This is a genomic window from Pseudomonas sp. MDT1-85 (assembly GCF_054898065.1).
The window spans coordinates 3,492,871-3,519,165 of sequence record NZ_CM142715.1; the positions used below are offsets into that span (position 1 = coordinate 3,492,871).

Annotated in this window: 21 protein-coding genes, 1 tRNA gene and 1 pseudogene; 18 read left to right on the forward strand and 5 right to left on the reverse strand. The window is 58.7% G+C overall.

The window, feature by feature from the left end:
• The first annotated feature begins 7 nt into the window (after window positions 1-7).
• The 8 genes from ACYZT2_RS15730 to ACYZT2_RS15765 all read left to right on the forward strand — a co-directional run bounded on the left by ACYZT2_RS15730 (window position 8) and on the right by ACYZT2_RS15765 (window position 9,111).
• Window positions 8-1,087, forward strand: a complete 1,080-nt coding sequence (locus tag ACYZT2_RS15730) for a glycosyltransferase (protein WP_461965376.1) — start codon at window positions 8-10, stop codon at window positions 1,085-1,087.
• On the forward strand, window positions 1,084-2,196 hold the full coding sequence (locus ACYZT2_RS15735; RefSeq protein WP_461965378.1) for a glycosyltransferase: 1,113 nt from the start codon (window positions 1,084-1,086) through the stop codon (window positions 2,194-2,196). Before ACYZT2_RS15730 ends, ACYZT2_RS15735 begins: the two co-directional genes overlap by 4 nt.
• On the forward strand, window positions 2,193-3,506 hold the full coding sequence (locus ACYZT2_RS15740) for an O-antigen ligase family protein (protein ID WP_461965380.1): 1,314 nt from the start codon (window positions 2,193-2,195) through the stop codon (window positions 3,504-3,506). The genes ACYZT2_RS15735 and ACYZT2_RS15740 overlap by 4 nt, the downstream gene beginning before the upstream one ends.
• Window positions 3,507-3,523: 17 nt before the next feature.
• Complete coding sequence (locus tag ACYZT2_RS15745; RefSeq protein ID WP_461965382.1) at window positions 3,524-4,477, forward strand: glycosyltransferase family 2 protein; 954 nt, start codon at window positions 3,524-3,526, stop codon at window positions 4,475-4,477.
• A 37-nt stretch (window positions 4,478-4,514) separates the two neighbouring features.
• A complete protein-coding gene (locus tag ACYZT2_RS15750; protein WP_461965384.1) occupies window positions 4,515-5,909 on the forward strand; it encodes an oligosaccharide flippase family protein in 1,395 nt (464 codons plus the stop codon).
• A 203-nt stretch (window positions 5,910-6,112) separates the two neighbouring features.
• On the forward strand, window positions 6,113-7,177 hold the full coding sequence (galE, locus tag ACYZT2_RS15755; RefSeq protein WP_461965386.1) for a UDP-glucose 4-epimerase GalE: 1,065 nt from the start codon (window positions 6,113-6,115) through the stop codon (window positions 7,175-7,177).
• Between the two features lie 11 nt (window positions 7,178-7,188).
• On the forward strand, window positions 7,189-8,661 hold the full coding sequence (locus tag ACYZT2_RS15760; protein ID WP_461965388.1) for a family 16 glycosylhydrolase: 1,473 nt from the start codon (window positions 7,189-7,191) through the stop codon (window positions 8,659-8,661).
• A 156-nt stretch (window positions 8,662-8,817) separates the two neighbouring features.
• Window positions 8,818-9,111, forward strand: coding sequence for a hypothetical protein (locus tag ACYZT2_RS15765; protein ID WP_461965390.1), 294 nt, complete (start codon window positions 8,818-8,820; stop codon window positions 9,109-9,111).
• Between the two features lie 290 nt (window positions 9,112-9,401).
• Here the strand turns inward: ACYZT2_RS15765 and ACYZT2_RS15770 are convergent, their stop codons facing one another.
• From ACYZT2_RS15770 to ACYZT2_RS15780, 3 genes are all read right to left on the reverse strand, one after another.
• A complete protein-coding gene (locus ACYZT2_RS15770; protein WP_461965392.1) occupies window positions 9,402-9,704 on the reverse strand; it encodes a hypothetical protein in 303 nt (100 codons plus the stop codon).
• 206 nt (window positions 9,705-9,910) lie between these two features.
• Window positions 9,911-10,810, reverse strand: a complete 900-nt coding sequence (locus ACYZT2_RS15775; protein ID WP_461965394.1) for a proline iminopeptidase-family hydrolase — start codon at window positions 10,808-10,810, stop codon at window positions 9,911-9,913.
• A gap of 93 nt (window positions 10,811-10,903) precedes the next feature.
• Window positions 10,904-11,665 carry a LuxR family transcriptional regulator gene (locus ACYZT2_RS15780; RefSeq protein WP_461965396.1) on the reverse strand — a complete coding sequence of 254 codons (762 nt, stop codon included), beginning with the start codon at window positions 11,663-11,665 and terminating at the stop codon, window positions 10,904-10,906.
• Between the two features lie 180 nt (window positions 11,666-11,845).
• Here ACYZT2_RS15780 and ACYZT2_RS15785 point away from each other — a divergent pair, with 180 nt between their 5' ends.
• The 6 genes from ACYZT2_RS15785 to ACYZT2_RS15810 are packed head-to-tail and all read left to right on the forward strand — an operon-like array spanning window position 11,846 to window position 18,033.
• The gene (locus tag ACYZT2_RS15785; protein WP_461965398.1) at window positions 11,846-12,733 is read left to right on the forward strand and encodes a proline iminopeptidase-family hydrolase; all 888 of its coding nucleotides are present in this window, start codon (window positions 11,846-11,848) and stop codon (window positions 12,731-12,733) included.
• A 3-nt stretch (window positions 12,734-12,736) separates the two neighbouring features.
• On the forward strand, window positions 12,737-13,684 hold the full coding sequence (locus tag ACYZT2_RS15790) for an ABC transporter permease (RefSeq protein WP_461965400.1): 948 nt from the start codon (window positions 12,737-12,739) through the stop codon (window positions 13,682-13,684).
• On the forward strand, window positions 13,681-14,535 hold the full coding sequence (locus ACYZT2_RS15795) for an ABC transporter permease (RefSeq protein WP_461965402.1): 855 nt from the start codon (window positions 13,681-13,683) through the stop codon (window positions 14,533-14,535). The genes ACYZT2_RS15790 and ACYZT2_RS15795 overlap by 4 nt, the downstream gene beginning before the upstream one ends.
• The gene (locus tag ACYZT2_RS15800; RefSeq protein WP_461965404.1) at window positions 14,532-15,518 is read left to right on the forward strand and encodes an ABC transporter ATP-binding protein; all 987 of its coding nucleotides are present in this window, start codon (window positions 14,532-14,534) and stop codon (window positions 15,516-15,518) included. The genes ACYZT2_RS15795 and ACYZT2_RS15800 overlap by 4 nt, the downstream gene beginning before the upstream one ends.
• Entirely contained in the window at window positions 15,515-16,486 is a 972-nt protein-coding gene (locus ACYZT2_RS15805; protein ID WP_461965406.1) for an ABC transporter ATP-binding protein, read from the forward strand. Before ACYZT2_RS15800 ends, ACYZT2_RS15805 begins: the two co-directional genes overlap by 4 nt.
• A 32-nt stretch (window positions 16,487-16,518) precedes the next feature.
• The gene (locus ACYZT2_RS15810) at window positions 16,519-18,033 is read left to right on the forward strand and encodes an ABC transporter substrate-binding protein (RefSeq protein WP_461965408.1); all 1,515 of its coding nucleotides are present in this window, start codon (window positions 16,519-16,521) and stop codon (window positions 18,031-18,033) included.
• Window positions 18,034-18,188: 155 nt separating this feature from the next.
• On the opposite strand, the gene ACYZT2_RS15815 is transcribed toward ACYZT2_RS15810, so the two are convergent.
• A tRNA-Gln gene (locus ACYZT2_RS15815) sits at window positions 18,189-18,263 on the reverse strand.
• Between the two features lie 172 nt (window positions 18,264-18,435).
• On the opposite strand from ACYZT2_RS15815, the pseudogene ACYZT2_RS15820 reads away from it, so the two are divergent.
• The 4 genes and pseudogenes from ACYZT2_RS15820 to ACYZT2_RS15835 all read left to right on the forward strand — a co-directional run bounded on the left by ACYZT2_RS15820 (window position 18,436) and on the right by ACYZT2_RS15835 (window position 24,522).
• Window positions 18,436-19,256: pseudogene (locus tag ACYZT2_RS15820) on the forward strand (CapA family protein).
• A gap of 384 nt (window positions 19,257-19,640) precedes the next feature.
• Complete coding sequence (locus tag ACYZT2_RS15825; protein WP_461965410.1) at window positions 19,641-21,380, forward strand: dipeptidase; 1,740 nt, start codon at window positions 19,641-19,643, stop codon at window positions 21,378-21,380.
• Window positions 21,381-21,632: 252 nt separating this feature from the next.
• On the forward strand, window positions 21,633-22,451 hold the full coding sequence (dapF, locus tag ACYZT2_RS15830; RefSeq protein ID WP_461965412.1) for a diaminopimelate epimerase: 819 nt from the start codon (window positions 21,633-21,635) through the stop codon (window positions 22,449-22,451).
• Between the two features lie 97 nt (window positions 22,452-22,548).
• Window positions 22,549-24,522 carry a metallophosphoesterase gene (locus ACYZT2_RS15835; protein WP_461973128.1) on the forward strand — a complete coding sequence of 658 codons (1,974 nt, stop codon included), beginning with the start codon at window positions 22,549-22,551 and terminating at the stop codon, window positions 24,520-24,522.
• An 89-nt stretch (window positions 24,523-24,611) separates the two neighbouring features.
• Here ACYZT2_RS15835 and ACYZT2_RS15840 read toward each other — a convergent pair whose 3' ends face one another.
• A complete protein-coding gene (locus tag ACYZT2_RS15840) occupies window positions 24,612-26,177 on the reverse strand; it encodes a carbohydrate porin (protein WP_461965414.1) in 1,566 nt (521 codons plus the stop codon).
• Window positions 26,178-26,295 lie beyond the last annotated feature (118 nt).

The window sequence follows — 26,295 nt, forward strand, 5'->3', positions numbered from 1 at the left end:
AACGACCATGCATATCCTGTTCATCCTCAAGGACTTCAAGCCCGATGGTGGCCTCGAGCGTGTCCAGCAACGCCTGGCCAGACAGTTTCTCAAAGATGGCCAGCGTGTCAGTTATTTCGTCATGAACGGCGACACGCCAGACGATGCAGGGGCTGCCACGCTCAATGGCGGCGGCAATGGAATCGTCGGTCTGCTCAAGTCCATCGTACTGCTGCGCCGGATTATTCGTCGCGGGCAAGTGACTCACCTCATCGCCGCCAAAGAACAAGCCAACCTTTGCACCTGGTTTGCCACCTTGGGTAGCCCATGCAAGGTTATCTATAGCCGTCATGCAGCACTGGATTGCAGCGAACAAAAAATCAGTCCCGCCACCCTGCGTCTGCTCTATGCGTTGTACCTCTGTGGCAACGGTCGGGTAGTGACGGTTTCCAACGGCTTGCGCCAGTCCCTCGCCGAGCGGGTGCCCTGGGGTCGCGAACGCATTCGTTATTGCCCCAATGCAGTGGTCACCGACCAACTGGTCAGTGCCGCACAGACGCCCATGCTCACCGGTTTGCCGACCGAGTTCTGGTTAGCGGTGGGACGGCTGGTAGAACCGAAAGGTTTCCACCTGCTGCTCGATGCCTATGCCATGGCCTTGCGCAGCGCCGCGCTGCCGGATCTGGTGATCATCGGCGATGGCCCGCAACTTGACGCGCTGACCTCACAGGCCAGCCGGCTGGGCATCGAGGGCCGTGTGCATTTCACCGGTTTCCTGAGCAATCCCTATCCTTTTTTCAGGCACGCACGACTGCTGATCCTGAGTTCGTTTCATGAAGGCTTGCCGACCGTGCTGATCGAAGCCTTGGCGCTGGGTACGCCCGTGTTGGCCTGCGACTGCGAAACCGGGCCCAGGGAACTGCTTGATAACGGCCGCCTCGGCGACCTGGTCAAGGTCAATGATGTAGCGGCGCTGGCCGAAGGGATGCTGCGTAGCGTGACCTCGCAAAGCCAGGCTGCGCCAAGCGGGGAAGTGGCCGCTGAAGCCGTCCGACAGTACACCAGTCAATCCGCCGCGCAAGCTTACTACCAGGTATGGAATCAATGAAAAGGTTGCTGATTATTCTGCAGGACTTGAGCGGGGGCGGCGCCGAAAAAATGATGGTGCGCCTCGCCGGAGCGCTGACTGATGCAGGCAATGACGTGACCTTGCTGATGCTCACCGGCGCAGGTGTGAACTCGGCTGGCCTCGACCCCCGGGTCAAACAGGTGGAATTGCACAGTGCGCGAAGCTCCCGGGCAGTGCCGGCGCTGGCACGCTTTCTTCGCCACAATCGCTTTGACGCGCAACTGGCGGCCCTCACCCATGTCAACGTCGTGGCCATCGCCGCTGCCGCGCTGTCCGGTACGCTGGCACGCCTGCACGTCAGCGAGCGCAACGCGTTTTCCCATGACAAACACGTCAATCCCGCATTGAAAGTGCGTACGGCCTATCTGCTGGCACCACTGCTGTATCGACTCATTCCCAATCCTGTGATTTGCGTCTCGCGCGGCGTCGCCCAGGACCTGGTCGACACCACCATTACCCGCCCGCAGGATGTCACCATCGCTGACAACCCGGTGCTCGACAACGATTTTCGCGACAAGGCGCCGGGACGTCCGAATCACCGCTGGCTGTCGAAAAAAACCACCCCGGTGATTGTCGCCGTAGGTCGCCTGGCACAGCAAAAAGGCTTCGACGTATTGCTCGATGCCTTCGCCCGATTACCCGATCCCAATACCCGATTGATCATTTTCGGCGAAGGCGCGCTCAGAACCGAATTGCTCGAGCAGGCCGTCACCCTGGGGGTGGCCGACCGATTCGATCTGCCGGGCTATACCAGCGATCCATTGGCGGAAGTGGCAGCGGCCGATTGCTTTGTGCTGTCGTCGCGTTTCGAGGGCAGTCCCAACGCGCTGGTCGAGGCCATGTCCACGGGCACCCCGGTGGTGGCGACGCACTGCCCTTATGGCCCACAAGAGATTCTCGACAATGGCACGGTCGCCCCGCTGGTGGCGGTCGACGACCCTGATGCACTGGCACAGGCCATCACCGTGGAACTGACGTTGCCGCGTGATGCAAACCGCCAGGCGCGCATCGATGCCGCAGCCCGTTTTGTGAGTGCCTGCGCGGCGAAGACCTATCTCGATGCACTGCTTGGGAGCCAGTCGTCATGAACACACTGGAAGTCAGGTACACCACGCTGCGCGACGCCTTCACGCTGTTCGGCGTGCTGTTTTACTTTCAGGTGATCGGTTTTTTTTTCGGGCTGGCCGATGTGGCGAATATGAACGCAGTCGAAAAAGACCTCGAAGGCAACGTGGTCAACCAGATTTGCGGGCTGATTACCCTGCTGGTACCGCTGTTCTTCTTCATCCGCAACAAGGTCTTCCTCAGCAAAAGCTTTTACAGGAACAACGTCTTTCTGCTGGTGTTCATGCTCAGCCTTGCCGTGTCGATCAGTTGGTCCCACGACCCGATGTTAAGTTTCAAACGTTTTGTGGCGATGATCAGCGTGGTCTTCTTCGCCGGTTTCGTCGCCTACAACTACAGCCTCGAAAAAATCGCCTTCATGCTCGGCTGCATCATTGGCGCCGCGGCACTGTTCGGCTTGCTACTCGCGCTGTCCAAACCCGACATTGCATTCATTTACGGCGGTATACGCGACGGTGCGTTCAAAGGGATCTTCCCGGATAAGAATGCCGGCGCCCGGCTCAACGCAGTCGCCATTGTCTTGCTGCTGCCGATGATCCGTCAGCACAACCCCTGGGCCATCCTCTGCGCGTTGTGTTCACTGATCACGGCGATGCTGGCCCAATCCGCCACCGCCATCGCCCTGATTGTTGCCGGCACCGTGAGCTATTGGTACTTCCTCACGTTGATCCGTTTGCACATCAACCGCTCACAGGCGGCATTCCTCGGCACGACGATCATCTACTTGCTGATCTGCCTCTTTTTATACGGCAATTACGCGCTGCTGCTGGAACTGACCGGGCGTGACCCGTCACTCACCGACCGCACGCGCATCTGGGAACTGCTTACACCGCTGATCGACGCCGAACTCCTCAAGGGTTACGGCTTCGGCGCCTTCTGGTCCAGCCCGAGCGCCGAGGTATTCATCAGCCGCTGGGGTTACATCGGCAATGCCCACAACGGCTACATGGAAACCTTGCTCAACGGCGGCATCATTCAGTTGATCGCGCTGATCCTCATGCTGATCGAGGCGCTGATCAAACATTATCAAGCCGTGGTGGCGGATCAGTCGGCACGCTTTCACGCCATCGCAATGGTCATCATCGGCTCGTTCATGCTTACCAACTTCGTGGCGTACGTCGTTCCCAACTACCGCTCCGCAGAGTTTCTAGTGTTCTGCGTTCTGGCCCTCTCATTCCGCCATCACCACCTGACATACCCCCAGTTGTCACCGGCAACCCTGCGTCAACGTCCGCCTGGCAAGGCATTACCACGCGACTCGGCCAAGGCGTAACAAGAGGAGAAATAACCGTGTCAGACCAAGCCCTCCCTTCACCCCATTCAGTGTGCGTCATAATCGCGATGTATAACGGCGCCGACAGCATTGAGCAAACACTGGCGTCCGTGGCCGGGCAAACGCGACTGCCCGATCACGTCATCGTCATCGACGATGGTTCCACCGATGATGGCCCCCAACGGGTCAAGGACTTCGTGGCGCCGTTTCGCCTGACGCTGTTGCACCAAGCCAACGAAGGCCAGGCCAGCGCCCGCAACCACGGACTGCAGCACTCTGAAGAGACTTTTGTGGCGTTTCTCGATGCCGATGACAGATTTTATCCGCAAAAGCTGGAGCAACAAGTGGCACTGTTTGAGGAACTGAGTCGTCAGGGACGGCCGGTGGCGCTGGTAGATTGCTACGTGCATAACGATTACAGCGACGGCAGGCGAATACTGGAAGACCGGCAAAAAAACGGTAGGCATTTCGACGATCTCATCCGCGCCAACGTCGTCAATGGCGTGTCCTCCGTGATGGTCAGACGCGACGTGATCATGCAACTCGGCGGCTTCAATGCCAGCCTGCGTTACTCCGAAGACCGCTTCATGTGGACCCGGATCGCCGAACACTGGGAGATCCACACGGTGCCAGAGGCGCTGCAGCAGCGCATGGTCAACAGCGACAACATGACCGCGCAACCGACAAGGTACTACCCGTACAAGATCAAGTTCATCGAAGCGTACCTCGCCCAGTTTGGCGCGCAGCTCAGCAAGCAGCAACGGATCGATTTCGGGCTGGGCGGCCACAGCGACTTTCTCGAACTGTTTTCCCGCAGAGGCGAGCATGCCCAGGTGATCGGTGTGTACCGGCGAATGCTGGAGTATTCCTGGCAAACGCTGATCTTCAGGAACGGCAAACCGACACTGCGCTTCCTCTACGCGTGCGTCCGATCATTGCGCAAGGCAGCTGCGTCAACCACCGCTCATTGAGCCGGTATCCGCCATGGCCAATCACCGTCTGGTTAAATTGATCTGGATTTTCACCGAGAAATTCGGACTGATCCTCCTGTCGATGATTACCTTTGTCGTATATGCCAGGCTGATGTCGCCGGCAGAGTTGGGTGTGGGCACGGTGATCATTGTGATCGTCGAGATGTTCGCCATCCTCTACTCGTCAATACTCGAAGATCCGCTGGTACGGTTGGAGCGTCTGGAAGAAAAACATGTTTGCACGGCCTTCTGGTTCGCGGTGCTGATCAGCCTGGCCTCCATCGTCGTCATATCGTTCGCGGCCATGCTGTATACGAAATCCCTGGTGCTGCAATGGATGACGGCGGCCGCCTCGGTGAAAATTCTCTTCACCATGATGGCGCGGGTCTATGTCGTGGAAATGCGCCGCGCCAGCAACTTCAAAATGCTGGCCTCGCGCACGCTATTGGGCAAAGTGGCCGGCGGCGTGGGGGGAATCGCCATTGCGTTTTGGGGATTTGGCGCCTGGGCCGTGATCGCTCAAGCGCTGATCATGGAGTTCGTTTCCATCGTCGTATTGATGCTCGGAAACCGCCGGCGGATTGCCTTCTACATTGACGGGCCCTTCCTGCGCGAATTGTTGACGGCCGGAGCACCGGTTGCCATCAACGTGATGAGTTGGCAAACCCTGCAGCGCGGCGTCAATGTGGTACTCGGCATCACCGCCGGCGCCCATGCCGTCGGCATGTTCAATATGGCCATGCGCATCATCGATCTGCCTCGCTCGGCGATCTATAACGGCCTCTTGAGTTATGCGCTGCCGGTGTTCGCCCGGCGCGGAAGCGATACTGCGCGGTTGATCGAGGTGATCAGCGACTCGACGGCCATCAGCGGGTTCCTGCTCACGCCTCTGTTCATCGGAATCGCGTTAACGGCCGAGGACATCATCCTGTTGATATTCGGCGCGAAATGGGCAGACGCCATTCCCTTGCTGCAAGTACTTGCCTGCACGGCGGCCATCGGCAACACCGCCATGTACGCCATGACAGCCCTGGTGGCGGTCAATCGAACCCACCTGACCGTCAAGGCTGAAGTGGCAACCACCCTGCTGGCGCTGGCGCTGGTTTACAGCCTGGGTCACCTCTACGCAGGCATGGCTGCAGCCCTGGCCTTGCTGGCGCGGATAGTGATCATCACGCCCCTGCAGGTCCGCGGGCTGAACACGGCAATAGGTTATGGCTGGCGAGCATTCATCGAATCCAATTATCGCAGCATGATCGCCTCGCTCATCATGGCCGCCGCCGTGGTGCTTGTTTCTCCGTACCTGGATTTTCGGGGCTATTGGCATCTGGCCGCCAACATCGCAATCGGCACGCTCACTTATGCGCTGGCCTATAGCGCGTTGCACCCACGATGGCCGCAAGAATTCAAATCGGTGTTCACTGCTCGTTGAATGCTCTGATCGACGCATCGAGGCTTGGTGTCGGTGTACAGGTGCGTTTCTGCGGTTGTGCCCGCCAGCCGGCACAACCACAGAATCGGATATGGACACCCGCTCCCGCAACCCGCAACCCGCATGAACCGCAGGGACCACACGACCCGCACGGACTGCACTCCTCATCTTGTCCAGTCTTCTTGTGACCGGAGCGCCTTATCATGGGAAAAACCACGCTGATTACCGGTGGGACCGGATACATCGGTTCCCATACCACCTTGGCCCTGATCAATGCCGGCCAGCAGGTACTGGTGCTCGATAATCTATGTAACAGCTGCCGCGAATCGCTCACACGGCTGGAGCGTTTGACCCTTACACGGGTCGACTTCATTGAAGGCGATATTCGCAATACAAAGCTGCTCGACGATATTTTCAGCCGCTACGACATCGATGCCGTGATGCATTTTGCCGGCCTCAAATCCGTCGAGGAAAGCGTTCGAAAGCCGCTGGATTATTACGCCAACAATGTTGTCGGCACGCTCAATCTGTGCCATGCGATGGCCCGCCACGAAGTCTTCAAACTGGTGTTCAGCTCATCGGCCACCGTGTATGGCGTCCCCCGGCAGATACCGATCATTGAAGACCTGGGCGCCGGCAAACCGATAAGCCCCTACGGTCGCACCAAGCTCATGACTGAAGAATTGCTCGCCGATCTGTGCCTGTCGGATCCGCGCTGGAACATCGCTGTGTTGCGCTACTTCAACCCCATCGGCGCGCACGAGAGTGGGCAGATCGGCGAAAACCCCAATGGCCGGCCCAACAACCTGCTGCCTTGCCTGACCCAGGTCGCGATGGGACGAGTGCCCGAACTTACAGTGTTTGGCAGCGACTATCCCACTGTCGACGGAACGTGCGTGCGCGACTACGTCCATGTGGTCGACCTTGCCGATGGCCATCTCAAAGCACTGCAAATATTGCAGAGCAGAAACGGCATCCATGCCTGGAACCTGGGAACCGGTATTGGCTACAGCGTTCTGCAGATCATCCGCGCCTTCGAGGACATCACCGGCATTAACATCCCCTTCCGATTCGCGCCGCGCCGCGCCGGCGATATCGCTGAATGCTGGGCCAACCCCACCAAGGCCGGGCGTGATCTGGGCTGGTACGCACAGCGCGACCTGGTGCGAATGATCATTGATACCTGGCGATGGCAGCTGCGTAATCCGCATGGATACCACGCCCAGTCCGATTTACCGGCATCGACTGCGTCAAAGCAACGGGTATGAGCAAAAGGCCCATGTCCAGGTATGCCCTGCTGATCGTCCTGGCGGCGGTTGTCTGCGCCGCGTCTGGCGCGCCCCCCAAGCCGCTCGCCAACGGTCTGGTGCTGTGGCTTGACGCTGCCGACGCCTCGACAATGACCCTCGATGACCACAGCCGTCTCTTGCGCTGGCACGACAAGTCCGGCAAGTCCAACGACGCTTCCGTAGACGATGCAGCAAGCACTGCGCTGCCGTTGCGCGTGGAAAACGCCATGAATGGCCTTGCAGTGGTGCGTTTCAGTGGTGCTTCGGCGTTCCTCGGCAAGGCGATTCGCGCTGAAAAAGGCCCCGTTACCGTATTGGTCGTGTCACGCCGACTGAGCGAACAAAGCAGCGCAGAGACCTGGCAGCGGCTGTTCAGCTCGCGCCCGCAAATCGCCGATAACGACAACGTGGCACCGAATTTCGCGATCAGCGTGCAACAGACCACCGCCTACGATCCGACCCTGTTTTTTCTGGAACTCAACGACGTGCCCATCGGGCCCTACGCGGTGGGGCGCAATGTGGTGGGCAGCACCGAAGACCTGCGCGGCGACATCGCCGAAGTACTGGTGTACGACCGCCGCCTGGCCTCGCTCGAAGAACGGCAGCGCGTATTTCAGTACCTGGCGAACAAGTGGTCTGTCGCCATGCCCAAGGCTGCCAATTCCTGGACCCGTGTCGGCCCCCTGGGCACAACACCGAAACAGATCAACGCCCAACTGCCGCTGTCTGATCAAGGCAATGTCGGCCAATGGAGGCTGGACCCACGATTCTGCGACGACTTCGATGGCGCGACCCTTGATGCCAGTCGCTGGCACGTCAACAATGCCAAGGGCACTGAATCGCTCGGGCGTAAGCCGGCGCTGTTCAAGCCGGACAATGCCTACTTGAGCGATGGCCATCTGAACATCGTTTTCCGCAAGGAAACCTTGCCGCAAAAATACGTACGACTCGGCTATGAAGGCTATAGCTCGGCAATGGTCCGTACGATCGAGCGCAGTTTTTACGGCTACTACGAAGCTCGCGCCAAACCGATGGACTCGGCAGGTTCCAGCGCCTTCTGGCTCGCGTGGACGGGGCTTGCCGATAACGCCACGGAAATCGACATCTTCGAAATCGGTGGCAAAACCAAAAACGCCTCCTTCGACCGTATGTACAACATGAACGCCCACGTTTGGGCCACGCCGCAAAGCACCGAGCACTTGAGCGATGGCAGCAACTGGATCAGCCCTTGGCGGCTGGCCAGCGACTTCCATGTCTACGGTTTTGACTGGCAGCCCGACACGTTGCGCTGGTACGTAGACGGCGTCCTGGTACGCGAGGCAAAGAACACCCACTGGTTTTTCCCGATGGAGATCGTCTTTGACAGCGAGGCCATGTGGAAGTGGTTCGGCGTTGTCGACGACGCCGACCTGCCCTCCACCTTCCGCGTGGACTACCTCAAGGTATGGCGCCGCGGTAGATAGCTGAAGTTCGATCGGTTTTTCTTGAACGGCCCCAACCGCTTTTCGTAGGAGCCAGGCTTGCCGGCGATGGCGCTCTTAAGGACGCCTTCGCCGGCAAGCCTCGCTCCTACAACATTGCCCCAAGCCCGGGAACACACACATAAAGAGGTCGCAACAATGAACGGTACGATGACTTCCGATCAAGCGATAGCCTGCCTAAACCTGGCGCTTGAACGTAACAAACAACTGTTCTGCGAAGCCTATCACTTGAGCCACGCCGCCCTTGATCTTCTCGACCAGCCCCATATGGACGTCGAACAGTTCACGCAGTATCAGAAGAAAAGACGACAGGCCGATCTTAAATACCTGGAAGCCATCGAGCACTTGCGATTAATCATGACTGAATACCCTGTGCATCTCTTATCAGCCAGACACTCAATACATCAGCCGCAGATTTCGACTGAGGAATGATGACGAATTTTGACCTCAGCGAGTCGCTGACTCACCGAGGATGAACACCATCATTATCAGGAGCCACAGCAGATACAGCCAACCCCCAGCCCTGATGGCGATAGAGGCCCAGGTAAAATATCAACAGCAGCAGAAACTGCCCGGCAGCGGCGAACATGTGCTGGCGCTGCTGACGCCGTTGATCAGTGGCAACCGCTCGCTCCTACAGAGGTTGTGGTTGCGGGGTCTTCGGTGGAGGTGAGTGAACCTGGAGTAGCAGCGTCGCCTGCGGTTTAAGGTGCCTGCACAGATCAACCGACCTTGTCGTTGCCCTGCTCTGGCGTTTCAATGCCGGGTTCTACCTCGCCAGTTTGTGGCCGGGTTTTGGTGGTCGATGCCGTCTGCTCATCAGGCGCTTCATGCGGGTAACCGGGCATCCCTCGGGCGTCACTCGGGCCTTGGCGATGGTCTTCAGCGTTCCTTTGCTTGTCCCTGTCTGTGGTGGCATTCGGGTCTTCATCGCGGCCAGCGGTACCGAGCACGCTGCCGTCGTCATTGGGGTTACTCAAATCCTCGGTGGGCTCATCCTTGGTGGTAGAAGGATCGGGTTTCATATCAGTCTCCAATACAAGGTAATGGGACTTCTTTGGAGACACTGTCAGTGCCGGAGTGCAGCGCAATTGACGAATGGTGCCTGCGACCTGAGCAATGATGTGTGTGCAAAAGGCTTTTTGCGGGCCAAAAAAATGGACCTCTTTTCAGAGGTCCATTTTTTATTCCGGGTTGCCGCAAGCAGGTCTGGCTCGACCCTCATCGCACTCTACAAGCACTCATCCATGAAACTCACCACCGTCCCCATGCAGCCAACCCGCTCCTCGACATGGGGCATGTGGCTGGAGTTCTCGAACAAGGCCCAACGCGCGTTCGGGATTTGCTCCAGATAGGGTTTGACCACCGTCGGTGTGGCTTCATCGTAGCGACCGGAGATCACCAGCGTCGGCACGTTGATATGCCGCAAGCGGTCGACAATGGTCCAGTCTTTCAGGCTGCCTATCACATGAAACTCCGTCGGCCCGCTCATGGCATGGTAAACGGTGGGGTCGGCATCGACCTGGGCAAACGTACGCGCGACTTCGTCCGGCCAGGGAAGGACGCGACACACATGGTTGTCGTAAAAAACCCTCGATGCTTCCTGATAGGCAACCGCTTGAAAATCCCCTGTCCGTTCGTATTCAAGCAATGTTTCATGCACACCGCCAGGCAGTAGTTTGCGTAAACGGTTGGCTTCCTCAACCCAGACGCGCATATCCGCAGGGGAATTGGCGAGGATCAAGGCCCGTAGTCCCGCAGGTTGCCGTACGGCGTGTTCACTGGCGAGCATGCCGCCCCAGGATTGCCCCAGCAGCGCGTAATTGTCGCTGATTTCCAGATGATCCAGCAGGTTGTCCAGTTCATCGAGAAACAGCGCTACGTTCCAGAACGAAGCGTCTTTTTCCGGTAGGTGGGTCGAGCGACCGTTCCCCACTTGGTCGTAATGAACCACCGGATAGCCACTCGCGGCGATGTCCTTGAAAGCGTCGACATAATCATGCGTGCAGCCCGGGCCGCCATGCAGAATCACCAGTGGCGTGTTTTTACCGTCGAACCGACCGGTGACGCGGTACCAGGTCTGATAAGGACCAAAAGGTGCGAAGCCTTCGCGTATTTCGATAGATGCCATTTCTCTTTGCCGTCCCTGAAAAACCGTACGGCACACGATACCGGGATCAGATCCTCGAAATAACTAGAGAAACAAATAGGTTTCTGCCCTATTTCAGCTATCGAGCAATCGATAGTGGGTAGCCCTGACTACAGCCTGGACCCGATTCTTGGCCCCGAGTTTATGCATGGCCGAGGTCAGATGGAGGCTGATGGTGGCCATTGAGCGATTCAGTTGTTGGGCGATTTCGACCGCAGTCAGGCCCTCAGCCGCCCATTTAAGGCACTCGCGCTCACGTTTGGTCAGGTGAATGGGCGGCGTGTGAGCCTCTTTGCCGAGCAACGGATAGGCCGCTTCCTGCAAGGCATGGGAAATCAGGCTGAAATCCGCCAGGGTCCGCCGGGCATCGCGCAACACACTGGCGCTGCTGCCGGTACGCAGCCCGGTCAAGGAGGCGAAACCGCCTCTGGGCAGATGAATCGGGACCGACACACCACAGGTCAGCTGAGTGTCTTCCAGATAACTCACCACTGGCGCATGGCACTGACTGATCACCGGCTCCAACAACGTGTCCGTCCCGGGTTTGTAAGACCAGACAAAGGGTGAAACACAATTGAGTGCTACCTGCTGGACAGGATCGATCTGGTAGTAACCCTCTGTACACCAACGCGTATGCCAATCGGCTGGAGTGTTGCGCAGTTTGAGCACCGAGGGCGTGATCAACTTGCCTTCATGGTCCAGTGGCACCGGGCTGTAGTCGTACACCAAGGCATCAAAGCCCAGCTCCTCGGCTAAGAGCATGGCGTTGTCCATCTGCTCATCCAGGCTCTTGCCCGACAACAGGCGGGGGTTGAGGTCAGATAGCTTGGTTTGCATCCATTGCGCTCCCTAATTAATTTCAATCCTGAAATTCAGCACGTAGAATGCCACGCGTCGGCGCGGGACTGCCAGACAAAACCTATAAGAAATACTAGCTTTTGGGCGCATGACTTACTCAGTAAGGTTGAGCCATTTGGTCAGCGTGCGAACCGGCCAGCATCATAAAGGGAGCGTGCGATGTGGCGTGAAATCGAACCGGACCAGCACTATAACGTTGAAGTCGACGGCCACAATCTGGTGGTTTACAGCTTTGGCGAGGGCGATGAAGTCCTGCTGTGCCTCAATGGAGGCCCAGGGCTTCCCTGCGATTATCTGCGTGACGCCCATGGCTGGCTCAAGGACAAGGGGTTGCGAGTTGTCGCCTTCGATCAACTCGGCACCGGCGCGTCTGACAGACCCGAAGACCCATCCCTGTGGGACATCACCCGTTATGTCGCTGAAGTGGAAACCGTCCGGCAGGCCCTCGACCTGGGCCGTGTGCACTTGATGGGGCACTCTTGGGGTGGCTGGCTGGCGATCGAATATGCCATTTACCACCCTCACGCACTCAAAACCCTGATTCTGGAAAACACCGTAGGCGATATCCCGCACCTGTCTCAGGAACTGGAGCGTCTGCGTGGCGCGCTGGGCAGTGAAACCGTGGCCATGATGCAACGCCATGAAGCCATGGGCACCCTCGATCACCCGCAATACCAAGCGGCGATCACTCTCCTCAACTATCGCCACGTCTGCCGTCTGGACGAGTGGCCGGCACCGGTCACGCGCTCTTTGGGCGACTGGAACATGGGGCCTTACACAACTATGCAGGGGCCGAATGAGTTTCTCTACGTTGGCAACCTGAAAAACTGGAACCGTCTGCAGGAAATGGCCGATTTCACCATGCCGGTATTGATTACCACCGGCCAGCACGACGAACTGACGCCGGCCTGTGCAATGCGCATGAAAATGGCGCTCAAGGATGCTGCGCTGCATGTGTTCCCCAACAGCAGCCATATGCCCTTCTACGAAGAACCTCACGCCTACTTTCCGGTGTTGCTGGATTTCCTCCAGCGGCACCGAGGTTAGTCGATGAATCTGTCGCGTTACCGTTTCATCCTGTCACGCCCCCTGCAATTGCTGCCGGTGCTGTTTGGCATCAGTCTCATCACGTTTGTGCTGGTGCGCTCGATTCCCGGCGACCCGGCGCGCGCCCTGCTCGGTTCGCGCAGTACGCCGGAGGGGCTGCTCAGGGTTCGCGCCCAGTTCGGCCTCGACCAGCCGCTGTGGATGCAGTACTTCTACTTCCTGAAAAACCTGTTCAACGGCGATCTCGGCCAATCATTGCTGTACAAGGTCGACGCCTTGACGCTGATCAGCACGCGAATCGAGCCCACGTTGTTTCTGGTGCTTGGCAGCGTGTTGCTGGCCATGTTGATCGCGGTGCCATTGGCCACCGTTGCGGCCCGCAACAAGGGTGGCTGGGGCGACAATCTGATCCGCCTGTTCACCACCGCCGGCCTCGGCATGCCGGCGTTCTGGCTGGGGATCATGTTGATCCTGCTATTCAGTGTGCAACTGGGCTGGTTCCCGGTTTCCGGCTATGGCCGTTCCTGGCTGGACAAACTGCACCACATGGTCCTGCCCTGCCTGACCATTGCCCTGGCGTTATCGGCGGTGTTGGTACGCAATCTGCGGGCGAGCATGTTGATGGAGTTGCAAGCCGACTACGTCACCGCTGCCCGGGCTCGCGGCCTGTCTGAAGACGCGGTGTTTCGACGCCATGTGCTGCCCAACTCGCTCGTACCCGCCGTCAACCTGCTGGCGGTGAACATCGGCTGGCTGATCAGCGGCACAGTGGTCATCGAGAGTCTGTTCGCCATTCCCGGGATCGGCCAGTTATTGGTCCGGGGCATCTTCACCCGTGACTACATGGTGGTCCAGGGCGTGGCGATGGTGCTGGCCTGCGCCACCGTGGCGGTAAACTTTCTCGCCGATGTGGTGACAGTGGCCATCGATCCACGCGTGAAAATCCGATGAGCAGTCAGGCAACGACCGCCCCCCGACTGAATCTGCGCCTGGGTTTGCGCAACCCTCGATTGGCAATGGGAGTGGGCCTGGCAATCCTGCTCGGTTGGCTGGTGCTGGCGATCTTCGCGCCCTGGATCGCGCCCTTCGATCCAATCGCCCAGAACACTGATATTCGTCTGCTGGCGCCCCATCTGGCCCACCCGTTCGGCACCGACAATTTTGGCCGCGACGTCTTGTCTCGAGTGATCTGGTCGGCCCGCATCGACTTGCAGCTGGCAGTGATCGGGGTGATTTTCCCGTTCCTGATCGGGACTTGTGTCGGGGCCTTGTCCGGCTACATCGGCGGGCGTTTCGACACGTTCTGCATGCGCCTGATCGATATCATCCTGGCCTTCCCGTTTCTGGTGTTGATGCTGGCGATCATGGCAATCCTCGGCCCCGGCCTGATGAGTTTCTATATCGCCATGGCCCTGGTGGGCTGGGTGTCCTACGCACGATTGATCCGTTCGCAAATCCTGATACTCAAGGAAAGCGATTTCGCCCTGGCCGCCAAAAGCCTCGGCTTCGGCCATGGGCGTATTCTGTTTCGGCACCTGCTGCCGAACGCGATGTTCGGCTCGATCGTGTTTTCCATGTCCGATGCAGTGCTGGTATTACTCAACGGCGCGGCGGTCAGTTACCTCGGCCTCGGGGTTCAACCCCCGACCGCCGAGTGGGGCACGATGGTCGCCGAAGGCCAGAGTTTCATCACCTCCGCCTGGTGGATCTGCACCTTTCCGGGGTTGGCGATCGTCACCCTGGCCATGGGCTTCAGCCTGCTGGCCGACGCTGTGGCCGAACATCTGGGTGAACGCTCATGAGTGCGCCTGTGCTGAAGGTCGAAGAGCTCAGCGTCATCGCCCGTAAGGGAGAGCACGAAGTGACTGTGGTGGATCGCTTGTCCTTTGACCTGGCCGAGGGTGAAGTGCTCGGACTGGTGGGAGAAAGCGGCTCCGGCAAGACCATGGCTTGTCGCGGCTTAATGAGGCTGCTGCCGTCGCCGAACCTGCGAGTCGAAGGCAAAACCGTGCAACTGGCCGGGGAAAATCTGTTGCATCTGGATGACGCCGGCATGCGTCGCATGCGTGGGCGTCAGCTGGGAATGATTTTCCAGAATCCCAGCAGTCATCTTGACCCGTTGATGCGCATCGGCGAGCAGATTGGCGAAGGCATTCGCCTGCACCAAGGCGCCAGCAAACGCGAAGCCCGCGCCCAGGCCATCGACGTACTTCGACAAGTGGGCATTCCCGATCCGCAGCGGCGAGTCGACAGTTACCCTCACGAGTTTTCCGGCGGCATGCGCCAGCGAGCGTTGATCGCCGTGGCCCTGGGTTGCAACCCGAACGTGCTGATTGCCGACGAACCGACCACCGCCCTCGACGTCACGGTGCAAGCGCAGATCCTGCGCCTGCTGTTGGATCTTCGTGACCAGCGTGGCCTGTCAATCATTTTGATTACCCATGACCTGGGGGTGGTTGCCCAGACCTGCGACTCGATTGCCGTGATGTACGCCGGACGCTTGTGCGAGCACGGCAACAAACACGAGGTGCTGGCGTATCCACGCCACCCCTACACCGCTGGATTGATCGACTGTCAGCCGGCCACCAGTCACGGTCACGCATTACTCAAGACCATCGCCGGGCAACCGCCCCTGCTCGACGCCCTGCCCCAAGGGTGTCGCTTCAATCCGCGCTGCCAGCAAATCGGCAATCGATGCACAACACTGATGCCGAGTTTGCAACCCGTCAGCCATGGACACCGCATCGCTTGCCATTACCCCTTGGCCGCCGGAGATCGCTCATGACCCTGCTCAAGGTCAAGGATCTGCAGGTGCGCTTCGCCGCGCCAGGCACGGGTCTGCTGGGCATGAACCGGCAATGGCTGACAGCGGTCAACGGCGTCTCGCTGACCCTTTCGGCCGGAGAAACGCTCGGGCTGGTCGGCGAGTCGGGCAGTGGCAAAAGCAGCTTGGGACGGGCGATCCTGCACCTCAACGATATCTACGCCGGGCAGGTGCTGTTCGACGGCATCGACATGGCCCATGCCGGGAAGGTTGATATCGAGCGGCTGCGTCATGAGACGGCGATGGTTTTTCAAGACCCTTACGCCGCCCTCAACCCACGCCTGAGCATCGGCCAGACTCTGGCAGAAGTGCTCCGGGTACAACGCAAAGTGCCGGAGCCACTGATTGCCGCCCGAGTCGATGAACTGCTGACTCTGGTTGGCCTGCGCCCCGAATTGGCCTCGCGCAAACCGCACGCCTTGAGTGGTGGCCAATGCCAGCGTGTCGGGATCGCCCGCGCGCTGGCCGTGGAACCGCGCCTGATCGTCGCCGATGAATGCGTGGCCGCGCTGGACGTGTCCATCCAGGGGCAAATCATCAACTTGCTGCTGGAGTTGCGCCAGCGCATGAACCTGGCGATTGTGTTCATTGCCCATGATCTGGCGATCATTCGCCGGCTCTGTGATCGGGTGGCGGTGATGTACCTGGGCAAGATCGTCGAAGAAGGCCCCGTGGAGGAAGTATTCCGCTCCCCGCGACATCCTTATACCGCCGCACTGATCCAGTCGATTCCGCAAATCGACCCGGCCCGGACGCTACCCACCGACCCTTTGCCCGGCGAACCAACCAGCCCTTTGCAACTGCCATCCGGCTGCGCCTTTCACCCACGCTGTCGCTACGTTCGTTCCACTTGTAACCAGGTGGCGCCCCCTACCCGTCAACTCGACGCTCGCCGTTACGACTGCGTGCTCGAAGAGCCACTGTCTTAAAAACAATGCACCCATCAAGAAGGAGTTTGACCATGCGATCCAGGCATTTGAAATTGCTCGCCGCAGCCACATTGACCGCTTGCACCCTTGCCAGCGGTATCGCTCAGGCGGCCGGTGTACTCACCATCGGTTGCCGTGAAGAAAGCACCACGTTCGACCCGATCAAGAGCGCGCAAAACCGCGATACCTGGGTGTTTTCCAATGTCTACGACACACTGATTCGGGTCGATAAGGCTGGCAGCAAGATGGAGCCCGGCCTGGCTGAAAGCTGGAAAGTTTCCGACGATGGCCTGACCTACACCTTCAAAATGCGCGCGGCGAAGTTCTCCGACGGCTCGCCGATCACGGCCGACGATGCGGCATTCAGTCTGTTGCGCACTCGCGATAACAAGGCCTCGCTGTGGAGCGATGCCTACAAACTGATCGACACGGCGAAAGCGGCCGATCCGCGTACCCTGGTGGTCACCCTGACCGCTCCGTCGGTACCGTTCCTCTCGCAACTGGCTTCGCCGACCGTGTCGGTTCTCTCGCAGAAGGCCATGACCCGCATGGGCGAAGATGCCTATGCCCAGGAGCCTGTGGTCTCAGGCGCATTTTTTGTCAAGGAATGGCTGCGCGGCGACCGCGTGAAGCTGGAGAAGAACCCGCATTTCTGGCAGGCCGAAAAGGTCAGCCTGGATGGCGTGGAATGGATTTCCATTCCGGACGACAATACCCGGATGCTCAAGGTGCAGGCAGGCGAACTTGACTCAGCGATCTTCGTACCGTTTTCGCGAGTCGATGCGCTGCGCAAGGATCCCAACCTGACCATTCACTCCGACCCTTCCACTCGGGAAGATCACCTGCTGATCAACCATGAGCACGGATTGCTGGCCAAACCTGAAGTACGTCAGGCACTGGACATGGCCATCAACAAAAAATCGGTGGTCGATACCGTCACCTTCGGCCATGGTCAGGAGGCTTACTCCTACATTCCCAAGGGCTCGCTTTACCACTACGCAGACAATTTGAAGCGTCCATTCGACCCAACCAAAGCCAAGCAGATGCTGAGCGATGCCGGCGCAGCGGGTATGAAGCTGAACTATGTGGTCAACGCTGGCAACGAAGCCGATGAGCAGATTGCTGTGCTGGTTCAGCAGCAACTGGCGGCCGTTGGTGTGACCGCCACCCTGCAAAAAGTCGACCCAACCCAGAGCTGGCAGATGCTGGTCGACGGTGACTACGACCTGTCCGTGATGTACTGGACCAACGACATCCTCGACCCGGACCAGAAAACCACCTTCGTTCTGGGCCACGACACCAACATGAACTACATGACCCGCTACAAGAATGACAAGGTCAAGAATCTGGTGTCAGCCGCCCGAGTGGAAGCGGACCCGGCCAAGCGTGAGCAGATGTACGTCGACCTACAGACGGTCGCCAAACAGGACGTCAACTGGATTGACCTTTACTACAGCCCGTACATCAACATTTCGCGCAAGAACATAGAAAACTTCCAACAAAACCCACTGGGGCGTTTCTCGCTTGAGGAAACGGTGAAGAACTGAGGAATAGTTGCGCTGAAGCAAGCGGCTCCAGCGCAACCCGGACTGATCCAGAAATAAAAAATGGACCTCTGAAAAGAGGTCCATTTTTAAGACAATCATCCCGGACTCCCGCAATACCTGCCGGCGGAGCCATACTTGGATGAGTATAAGGAAAATGGCAGGGGCGGCTGGATTCGAACCAACGCATGGCAGGATCAAAACCTGCTGCCTTACCGCTTGGCGACGCCCCTGTATCTTTATTGCGAGCAACATTGAGATGTTGCGTCCTTGCGCTACAAGCCCCCTGTAAGGGCCTCTGCAAGAACGGGCGGGAATTTATCAACTTTCGCTTCGTCTGGGAAGGCCAACACAAAAATATATTTGTTTTAAAACAGATGCTTACTCTTGATGCTGGAGGGTGCCATGGCGACTGTTACCGACACACTGAAGCTGTTTCTCGCCGGCGATGTCATGACCGCCCGCGGCATCGACTCAGTACTGCCGCATCCTGGCGATCCGCGTCTCTACGAAGACTACGTCAAGAATGCCGGCGTTTACGTCCGGCTGGCAGAAAGGCTCAATGGCCCGATTCCCCTCCCCGTCGACTTCACCTATGTCTGGGGCGACGCTTGCTGGTGTTCGGCCTCGGCGCCCCCGACAGCGGTATTGAACCGGACTGGGCCGCCACGGATAGGCGCGCGGGCGTCGCGCGGCTGGAAGATCTGTCGATGCAAAGCCTGCGCCCCGTGGCCGAACGGATTCTGGAGGGCAAAAAACCGGGGGATCTGGTGGTCGCCTCCATTCATTGGGGCGGCAACTGGGGGTTCGATATCCCGCGCGAGCAAGTCCGGTTCGCCCATGCCTTGATCGACGAGGCCGGAGTTGACGTGGTGCACGGGCATTCCTCGCACCACATCAAGGGCATTGAGGTGTATCGCGAACGCCTGATTCTCTATGGCTGCGGTGATCTGCTGAACGACTACGAAGGCATCGAGGGCCACACAGACTTTCGCGGCGATCTGGGCCTTCTGTACTTTGCCTCGCTGGACCCGGGCGGGCACCTGCAATCGCTGGACCTGATCCCCACTCGCCTCTGTCGCTTTCGCCTCTGTCGCGCCGAAGGGGATGACCGTCAATGGCTGCAGGACACCCTTTCTCGCGAGTGCGCACGCTTGGGTAGCAGCATCCAGCCGGGCGCGAAAAATGCCTTCGAGTTGCGTTGGCGGGAGCGTCTGAACACGTGAGAGCCCTGGCCGCGACGCAATCTATGTAGCAGCTGCCGAGCCCCAGCGAGGCTGCGTTCGGCTGCGTAGCAGTCGTGAGTCCGACAGATGCGGTTTGCCTGACGTATCGCAATCTCTGATTTTACGACTGCTTCGCAGCCGAACGCAGCCTCGCTGGGGCTCGACAGCTGCTACAGGCGAACGCAGGCTCGGCAGCTGCTACGGATAACATTACGGGGAACCTTCCCGGTTCTTTTTTTGTTTCTGCGTCGCTTTTGCATTTTTGTGCGACAGATCCCACTTCAGGGACTCCCGTACCACGCCCTCGTGGTGTTAGTTTGGAGAAGTTTCTGACTCATCGAACAGATATTTCTCACAAACTGCCTGCAAAGGAATGCCTCAACAATGGATTTATCACTCAAGCACCTGGCCGCGACAACCCTGATGCTGGCCAGCCTTTCGTCGTTCACCACGTCAGCGCACGCCAACATCACCCCGCAACAGAGCGCGTCCATCCTCAAGACTTTCAGTGACGCGTCAGTAACCGATTTCAGGCAGTTCCTGAGTCGCCTGGCCAAGAGCGACCTTGCCAAAACCAGCGATCTCGGCCCGGCAATCAGTGCCTTTCAGGGCAACAAGCCTCTCACCCCTGAACAGCAGAACGAAATCCACCGACTGCTTGGCCTCTATGCGCGGGTGAAATACGGCAATGCGGCCACCGAGACCCTGCGCGAGCTGGTGGCAATCCCGACCTTCCGCGTGGACGGCGTTGCTCAGCACGACAATCCCGAATTCATCAAGATCGCCGACAAGCTCAAGGACCTTGCCCAGGCCTTCAACCTGAACTTTCGCAACATCGACAACCGCGTCTATGAAATCTCCCTCGCCGGCAATGGCGACGAAGTCGTAGGCATTCACGCGCATGCCGATGTGGTGCCCGTGACGCCGGAGAACTGGGTCCTGAAAGACGGCACCCGCCTCGATCCGTTCAAGGTCACCCTGGTCGGCGACCGCCTGTATGGCCGGGGCACCGAGGATGACAAGAACGGCATCGTGGTGGCGCTCTACGCCATGAAGATCATCAAGGAAGAGAAGTTGCCACTGGCGAGGAATTTCAAGCTGCTGGTAGACACCACCGAAGAAACCACCGGCGACGCCATCCCCTATTACTTCGAACACAACCCGACACCCAACTACAACCTGGCGCTGGATGGCGGCTACCCGGTGGTGATTGCCGAGAAAGGCTACGGCACCGTCATGGCGAGCTTTGCCCGGCGTAACGCACAGGGTAAGGGTGCCGAAATCACCTCAATGACCGGCGGCCTGGCAACCAACCAGATTCCATCGACTTCAGTCGCCACCTTGTTGAGCGACAAGCCCGCCGAATTGGCCGCCAGTCTGCAGAAGGCAGGTAGCGATTATGCCAAGCGCAATGGCGGCGACTTCGAGGTGAGCGCCAAGGTCGTCGGCAAGGACGTCCAGCTGACGGTCACCGGCGTTTCCGCCCACTCCTCCGAGCCCGAGTCAGGCGTCAACCCGGTGGCAAGAATGCTGGACTTCATCAACAGCCTCGACGGGAAGGTCGCGCTCAAGCACAACCACATTACCGACGCCGCCCGCTACGCCGCCGAAAACTGGGGACTGGACTACCTGGGAGGCAAATTAGGGGTCGGTTTTTCCGATGACTTCATGGGACCGCTGACCGCCTCCCTGACCTATGTCGGGATGGATGAAAAAGCCTTCAAGCTCGCGGTCAACCTGCGCGTGCCGAAGGGCAAATCCCCTGAAGTGCTCAAGACCGAAATCGCCGACAAGCTTGGCGCCTGGAGCAAGAAGACCCACATTGCAGCGGCCTTCGACTACTCGATTGCCGAGCCGATGCACCGCAACCCTGAGGGTGAATGGGTCAAGGCCCTGCTGGCCGTGGCCAGCGAAAACCTTGGCATGGAACACAAGTTCGGCACCTCTGCCGGCGCCACTTCGGTCCATGAGTTGCCCAATGGTGTGCAGTTCGGCCTGGCCAGGCCCGAGGTCAAGTACACCGGCCACAACGACAACGAGTTCAAGACCGTCGACCAGTTCCTGCTGGACCTGCAGATCGTGACCGAAATGTTCGGGCGCATCGGGCAGTTGCCGAAACTCTGATCCCGCTTTCGGACCCGCTATTCTGGCGGGTCTGTCAGTCAAGACGTAATGTTATCCGTAGCAGCTGCCGAGCCTGCGAGGCTGCGTTCGGCTGCGAAGCAGTCGTAAAATCAGCAACTGCTGTGTGTCAGGCAGACCGTGTCTGCCGAACTCACGACTGCTACGCAGCCGAACGCAGCCTCGCAGGCTCGACAGCTGCTACATTCGAGTGCGTCGCGGCTGAAATTGCCTGGAATTCAGTGGGATCAATTTATGCCGCTAAGTTTTCATAAAATGCACGCCAATGGCGATGATTTCGTCATTGTGGACTCACGAAATTCGGCCAATCCAATCACAAGTGCCCTAGCTCGGCGAATGGGTGATCGGCACCGAGGAATCGGATTCAATCAACTCGCGGTGATGCTCGATTGCGATGATGCCGTTGCGCGCTTGATGTTCTGGAATGCCGATGGTTCCACGCTGGATGCGTGTGGCAGCGCTACGCGGGGGGCCGCGGATAGGCTGATGCGCGAATCAAATACGACGTCGATAGCACTGCGGACCAACCGTGGTCTACTCACGTGTGAGCGAACCTCAACCGGTACGATTTCCGTCAACATGGGGGAACCGCTTTTCGACTGGTCGGATATTCCCCTGGCCCTGGAACTGGATACCGCTGTTTTGCCACTGGCGGGTGAGCCAGCAGCGACCAGCATGGGTAATCCGCACTGCACCTTTTTTGTCGATGATCTAACCGCCGTTGATATAGCGACCCTCGGACCGACCATTGAAACCAACCCTCTATTCCCCCTCAAGACGAACGTGCATTTCGTCCAGATCATTAACCGAAAGCACATTCGATTGCGCATTTGGGAGCGCGGCGGTGGTATTCCCCTCGGTTCCGGTTCCTGCTCTTGTGGCGCCGCTGTTAACGGAATTCGTCGTGGCTTGTTAGACCCTTGCGTTGAGGTTGAATGTGATGGCGGCACCGTAACGGTTCAATGGGATGGCGTGGGACCGGTCTTTCTCATCGGGCCGGTAGAGACAACGTTTTCGGGAACTGTTCACGACAGCCTCTGCTTCAGGCCATGAATCGGCGGCCATCGCATAACTGACCTATTCTGAATCGACCGACAAAAGATCACCCTTTTGAGGTACCTGAGCTCGTTACAGCAATGGAGGCTGAATGATGAAGGAGCATTCGATTGAGTTTCGCGCTGGAGAGGCGCCTACGCCGCACTCTGCGCCCCTCGCCATGACCCGTTCCACCCAATCTCCCACGCTCAACAGCCGCATCGAGCTTTATACCCAGGAGGCGATGGTCAACTGGCTAGGCCCGTTGCAGCTAATGCGCACGGGCATACAAACGGCTGTCGCCACCACGATGGGAGCCTTCGCGGACCCGCGCGAGGTGCTGGCCATGCTCAACCCTCGGGACTCTAACCCGCCTATCCAGGTGGCTGCCGACGGTGACGTGTGGATCGACTATCTGGCCGATACTGGCGATGGCTGGGACTCCACCTACTCGATGGCGCTGTGTGTCAGCCATGCTGTCGAGTTGCCGGAACACCAACTCTCGCTGCCCCGCGGCGACGTGCTGCTGCTTGGCGGCGATCAGGTCTATCCCACGCCGGCCCGCAACGGTTACCGCACCCGTTTCCTTGATCCCTTCCGCGCCGCATTTCCCGCGCCGGTACCCAAGGAGCGCCCTGATGACCAGGACCAGCCCGTGCGGCAGCCGGGTGCACCGTGGATATTGGCGACGCCCGGCAACCACGATTGGTATGACGGTCTGCGCGGTTTTTCCCAACTGTTTTGCGAGCAGAAGCCCATCGGCGCCTGGGAAACCCGCCAGCGCACCGGTTACTACGTGCTGCAATTGCCCCATGGCTGGTGGATCTGGGGCCTGGATCTGCAGTTTGAGTCCATGATCGACCGACAGCAGAAGCAATACTTCGAGCAGATGCACGCCAAACTGCAGCCAGGCGATCGCGTGATCCTCTGCACACCCGAGCCGAGCTGGGTAGACGAGGCCGAACGACTAGCACGCGAAGAGAAGGCCTTGTCTTCGATCGAGACCCAAACGCCGCGCTTTCGCAGCCTGCGCGAGATCGAGGAACTCTTGGGTGACCACCTCGCGGTAGTCCTGGCCGGAGACTCGCACCACTACGCGCGCTATCAGCCAAAAGCGGGCACCCAGGCGCCGCAGCGCATCACCTGCGGAGGCGGTGGCGCCTTCTTGAATGCCACCCATCAACTTCCCGATCCGCCCAAGCCGATCAACGTTGGCGGAACCCGGCAGCACTATAAGCTGGCGGCGGTCTACCCGGACAAAAAGACCTCCGAGCAACTGCGTAATCGGGCATGGCGGCTACCTACCCGCAATCTCTCGTTCTGCGGCATGCTTGCCATCTTGTACCTGCTGTTTGACTGGATGGTACAAAGCGCCAGCACGGTGCCCCACCCGGCACGAGGCAATCGCAGCCTGATGGACGTGTTGTCTGACCTCCAAGCGTCTATTTCCAACATCAGCGAAGTTTGGCGACACCTGCTCCTGGTCATGTCACACAGTCCTTCGTCGGTGATGTTCGCCGTGATCATTGTGCTGGGTTGCGCAGTGTTCTCAGCCGCCGGGGTCAAGCGCACCCGAAAGCTCGCCTATGCCATTGGCGCGGCTCACGGGTTACTTCATCTGGGACTGGCGATCGGACTGCTGTGGCTGATGGGCCGTGTCAACATCCACTACTTGCAGTTCGAGGTAGAAAACCTGCATCAGGTTATGTTGTTCCTGGCGGAGACGCTGGTGCTCGGCGGCAGTTTGGGAGGCCTGCTGTTCGGTGCCTGGATGGTGATGGGCAACACCTTTTGGGGGCTACACAGCGAGGCGGTTTTTTCCTCGCAGTGCATCGCCGACCACAAATGCTTCCTGCGCATGCACTTCAAAGGCGACCAACTGACCCTTTACCCACTCAAGTTGGAGAAGGTCTGCCGGCGCTGGTCCCTGGGATCAGGAGTCGCCCAACTGGCGAAGGTGCAGCGCACCTGGAGGTTGCGGGCAACGCCTGAAAGCACCGGCCCGCGATTCGTGCCAGCCTCGGGTGCGCTCGAACTGCAACTGATCGAGCCGCCCATCGTGATTCTGCGTGGAAGAGCCGCCTCATGAACTCTTCGTAGGAGTCAGGCTTGCCGGCGAAGGCGCTTTCAAAGACGCCTTCGCCGGCAAGCCCGGCTCCTACACAGATGAAGCAGATATCAGAACCAGGTTTCCATCTGTATGCCGTACTGCCATACACCGCCGGCGTTGAAGTCCGACTTGCCGAAGTTGTCGGTGGAACTGTATCTGTCCAGGTCCGAAGACCAGTTCATCAGGCTTGCGAACACTCGCAATTCGGGGCGTGTGAGCAGGTCTCCAACGTCAGGTTTGAATGTCGGGGCGATCGTGAATTTCCAGAAGTTACCGTCGACCGCATTACGCTGCATGTAGCCCTTGGGGTCGAGGTCCATGGTTTGCCAGCTCATTTCGTAGGCCATCTCGAAATTGCTGTTGATTTCATTGGCCAACCGCACGTTCAGGGTCATCCAGCGGTAATCGTCACCCTTGACGTATCTGTCCTTGCTTTGTTCGGCCAGCAAGCTGGGGCCGATGCGCCAGCCAGGCGCAATGGGTGTCTCGCCATAAAGCGCCAGACGCAGCGCGCGGGCATCGTCGATCAGTTCGCCATCCGAACCGATGTTCTTGACCTCTGCGCCCAGACCTTGCCCATAGAGCAGTGCCGTTTTGAAGAAGCCTTCCCTGCCGAAAAAGTCTTTCTGGTGATTGGCCAGCATGCTGTGCAAGCCGGAATCCGCAGGCGTCAGGCCCGCTTCATTGGTGCGGGTGGCAAAGTCGTTTTTCTTCGAGCCAATGCCATTGAACATCCACTGCCACTGACCATTATCGAAGAACTGGTTGGAGGTCAGGATGTAGCTTTCCACATCGGCATTAACACCGCCCTCACTGAAATCCCCGTAGTTACGCCCGATCAAGGAGTAGTTTGAGCGCCAGTTCTTGTTCATCTGCACATCGTAGATACCTCCCCCGGTGCCGGCCAGAAAGATGACGTCCGAATCCAGCCAGTGGATATCGAAATTGTCCCTGTCGAAGCGTTTACCTGCCCATAGGGTGGAGTTCTCGAACGTCGAATTGCCTTTGAAGGCGGCCAGATGGTCGAGTTCGGTGAATACCTGACGCACGTTCAGGTTGCTCTCGTCGGCCGTCCAGTCATTGGAACTCTCCACACCGTCGGCGATGGACACCGTGAATTTGGAACGGGTGCCGTTCTGCGCATAGATTTCTTTCGACAGGTCTATGCGCATGTAGGTGTCGTCTTCGTTGCCGAGTCGCCCGACGGCGCCACCGACTGAACCGGCAGGCGTTGTATAAGGGCCGCCACGACCACCCCCCAGCCCATCGTTGATCAGCAATCCGGAACGGGCGTAACCCTTGAAGCTGAAGCCGTCAGTCAGGTGTCCGCTGCTGCCCTGCTTTTCCATGCTTTGCTGACGGGCTTCGAGTTTTGCCAGTCGAGTGTCCAAAGTAGGCGGCGCACTGGCTGCTGCAGTAGACGCAGCCGGCTGCAAGGCGGGCGTGGAAAGTTTGATTTGCTGCAATTCCCTGGCGAGTGCCTGGGTTTGCTGTTCAGCGGCGGCTGCACGTTTTTCCGCGGCGCTGGCACGGGCTTCAAACGCGGCCATTCGTTGTTCCAGAGTCGCGGCCTGAGAGGTCGCCGCCGAGGTGCCGAGCACGCCTGCGAGTAGCCAGCTTGATGCTTTCTGCATGGGGATCTCCTGTTTTGTTTTTATTGTTTTGTCCTGCGATCAACCTTTTCTTTCGGGAGTTGTGATTTGCCAAAATCGACGAAAAAAAGGATGCCTCATCGCAAATACGCTGCTACAT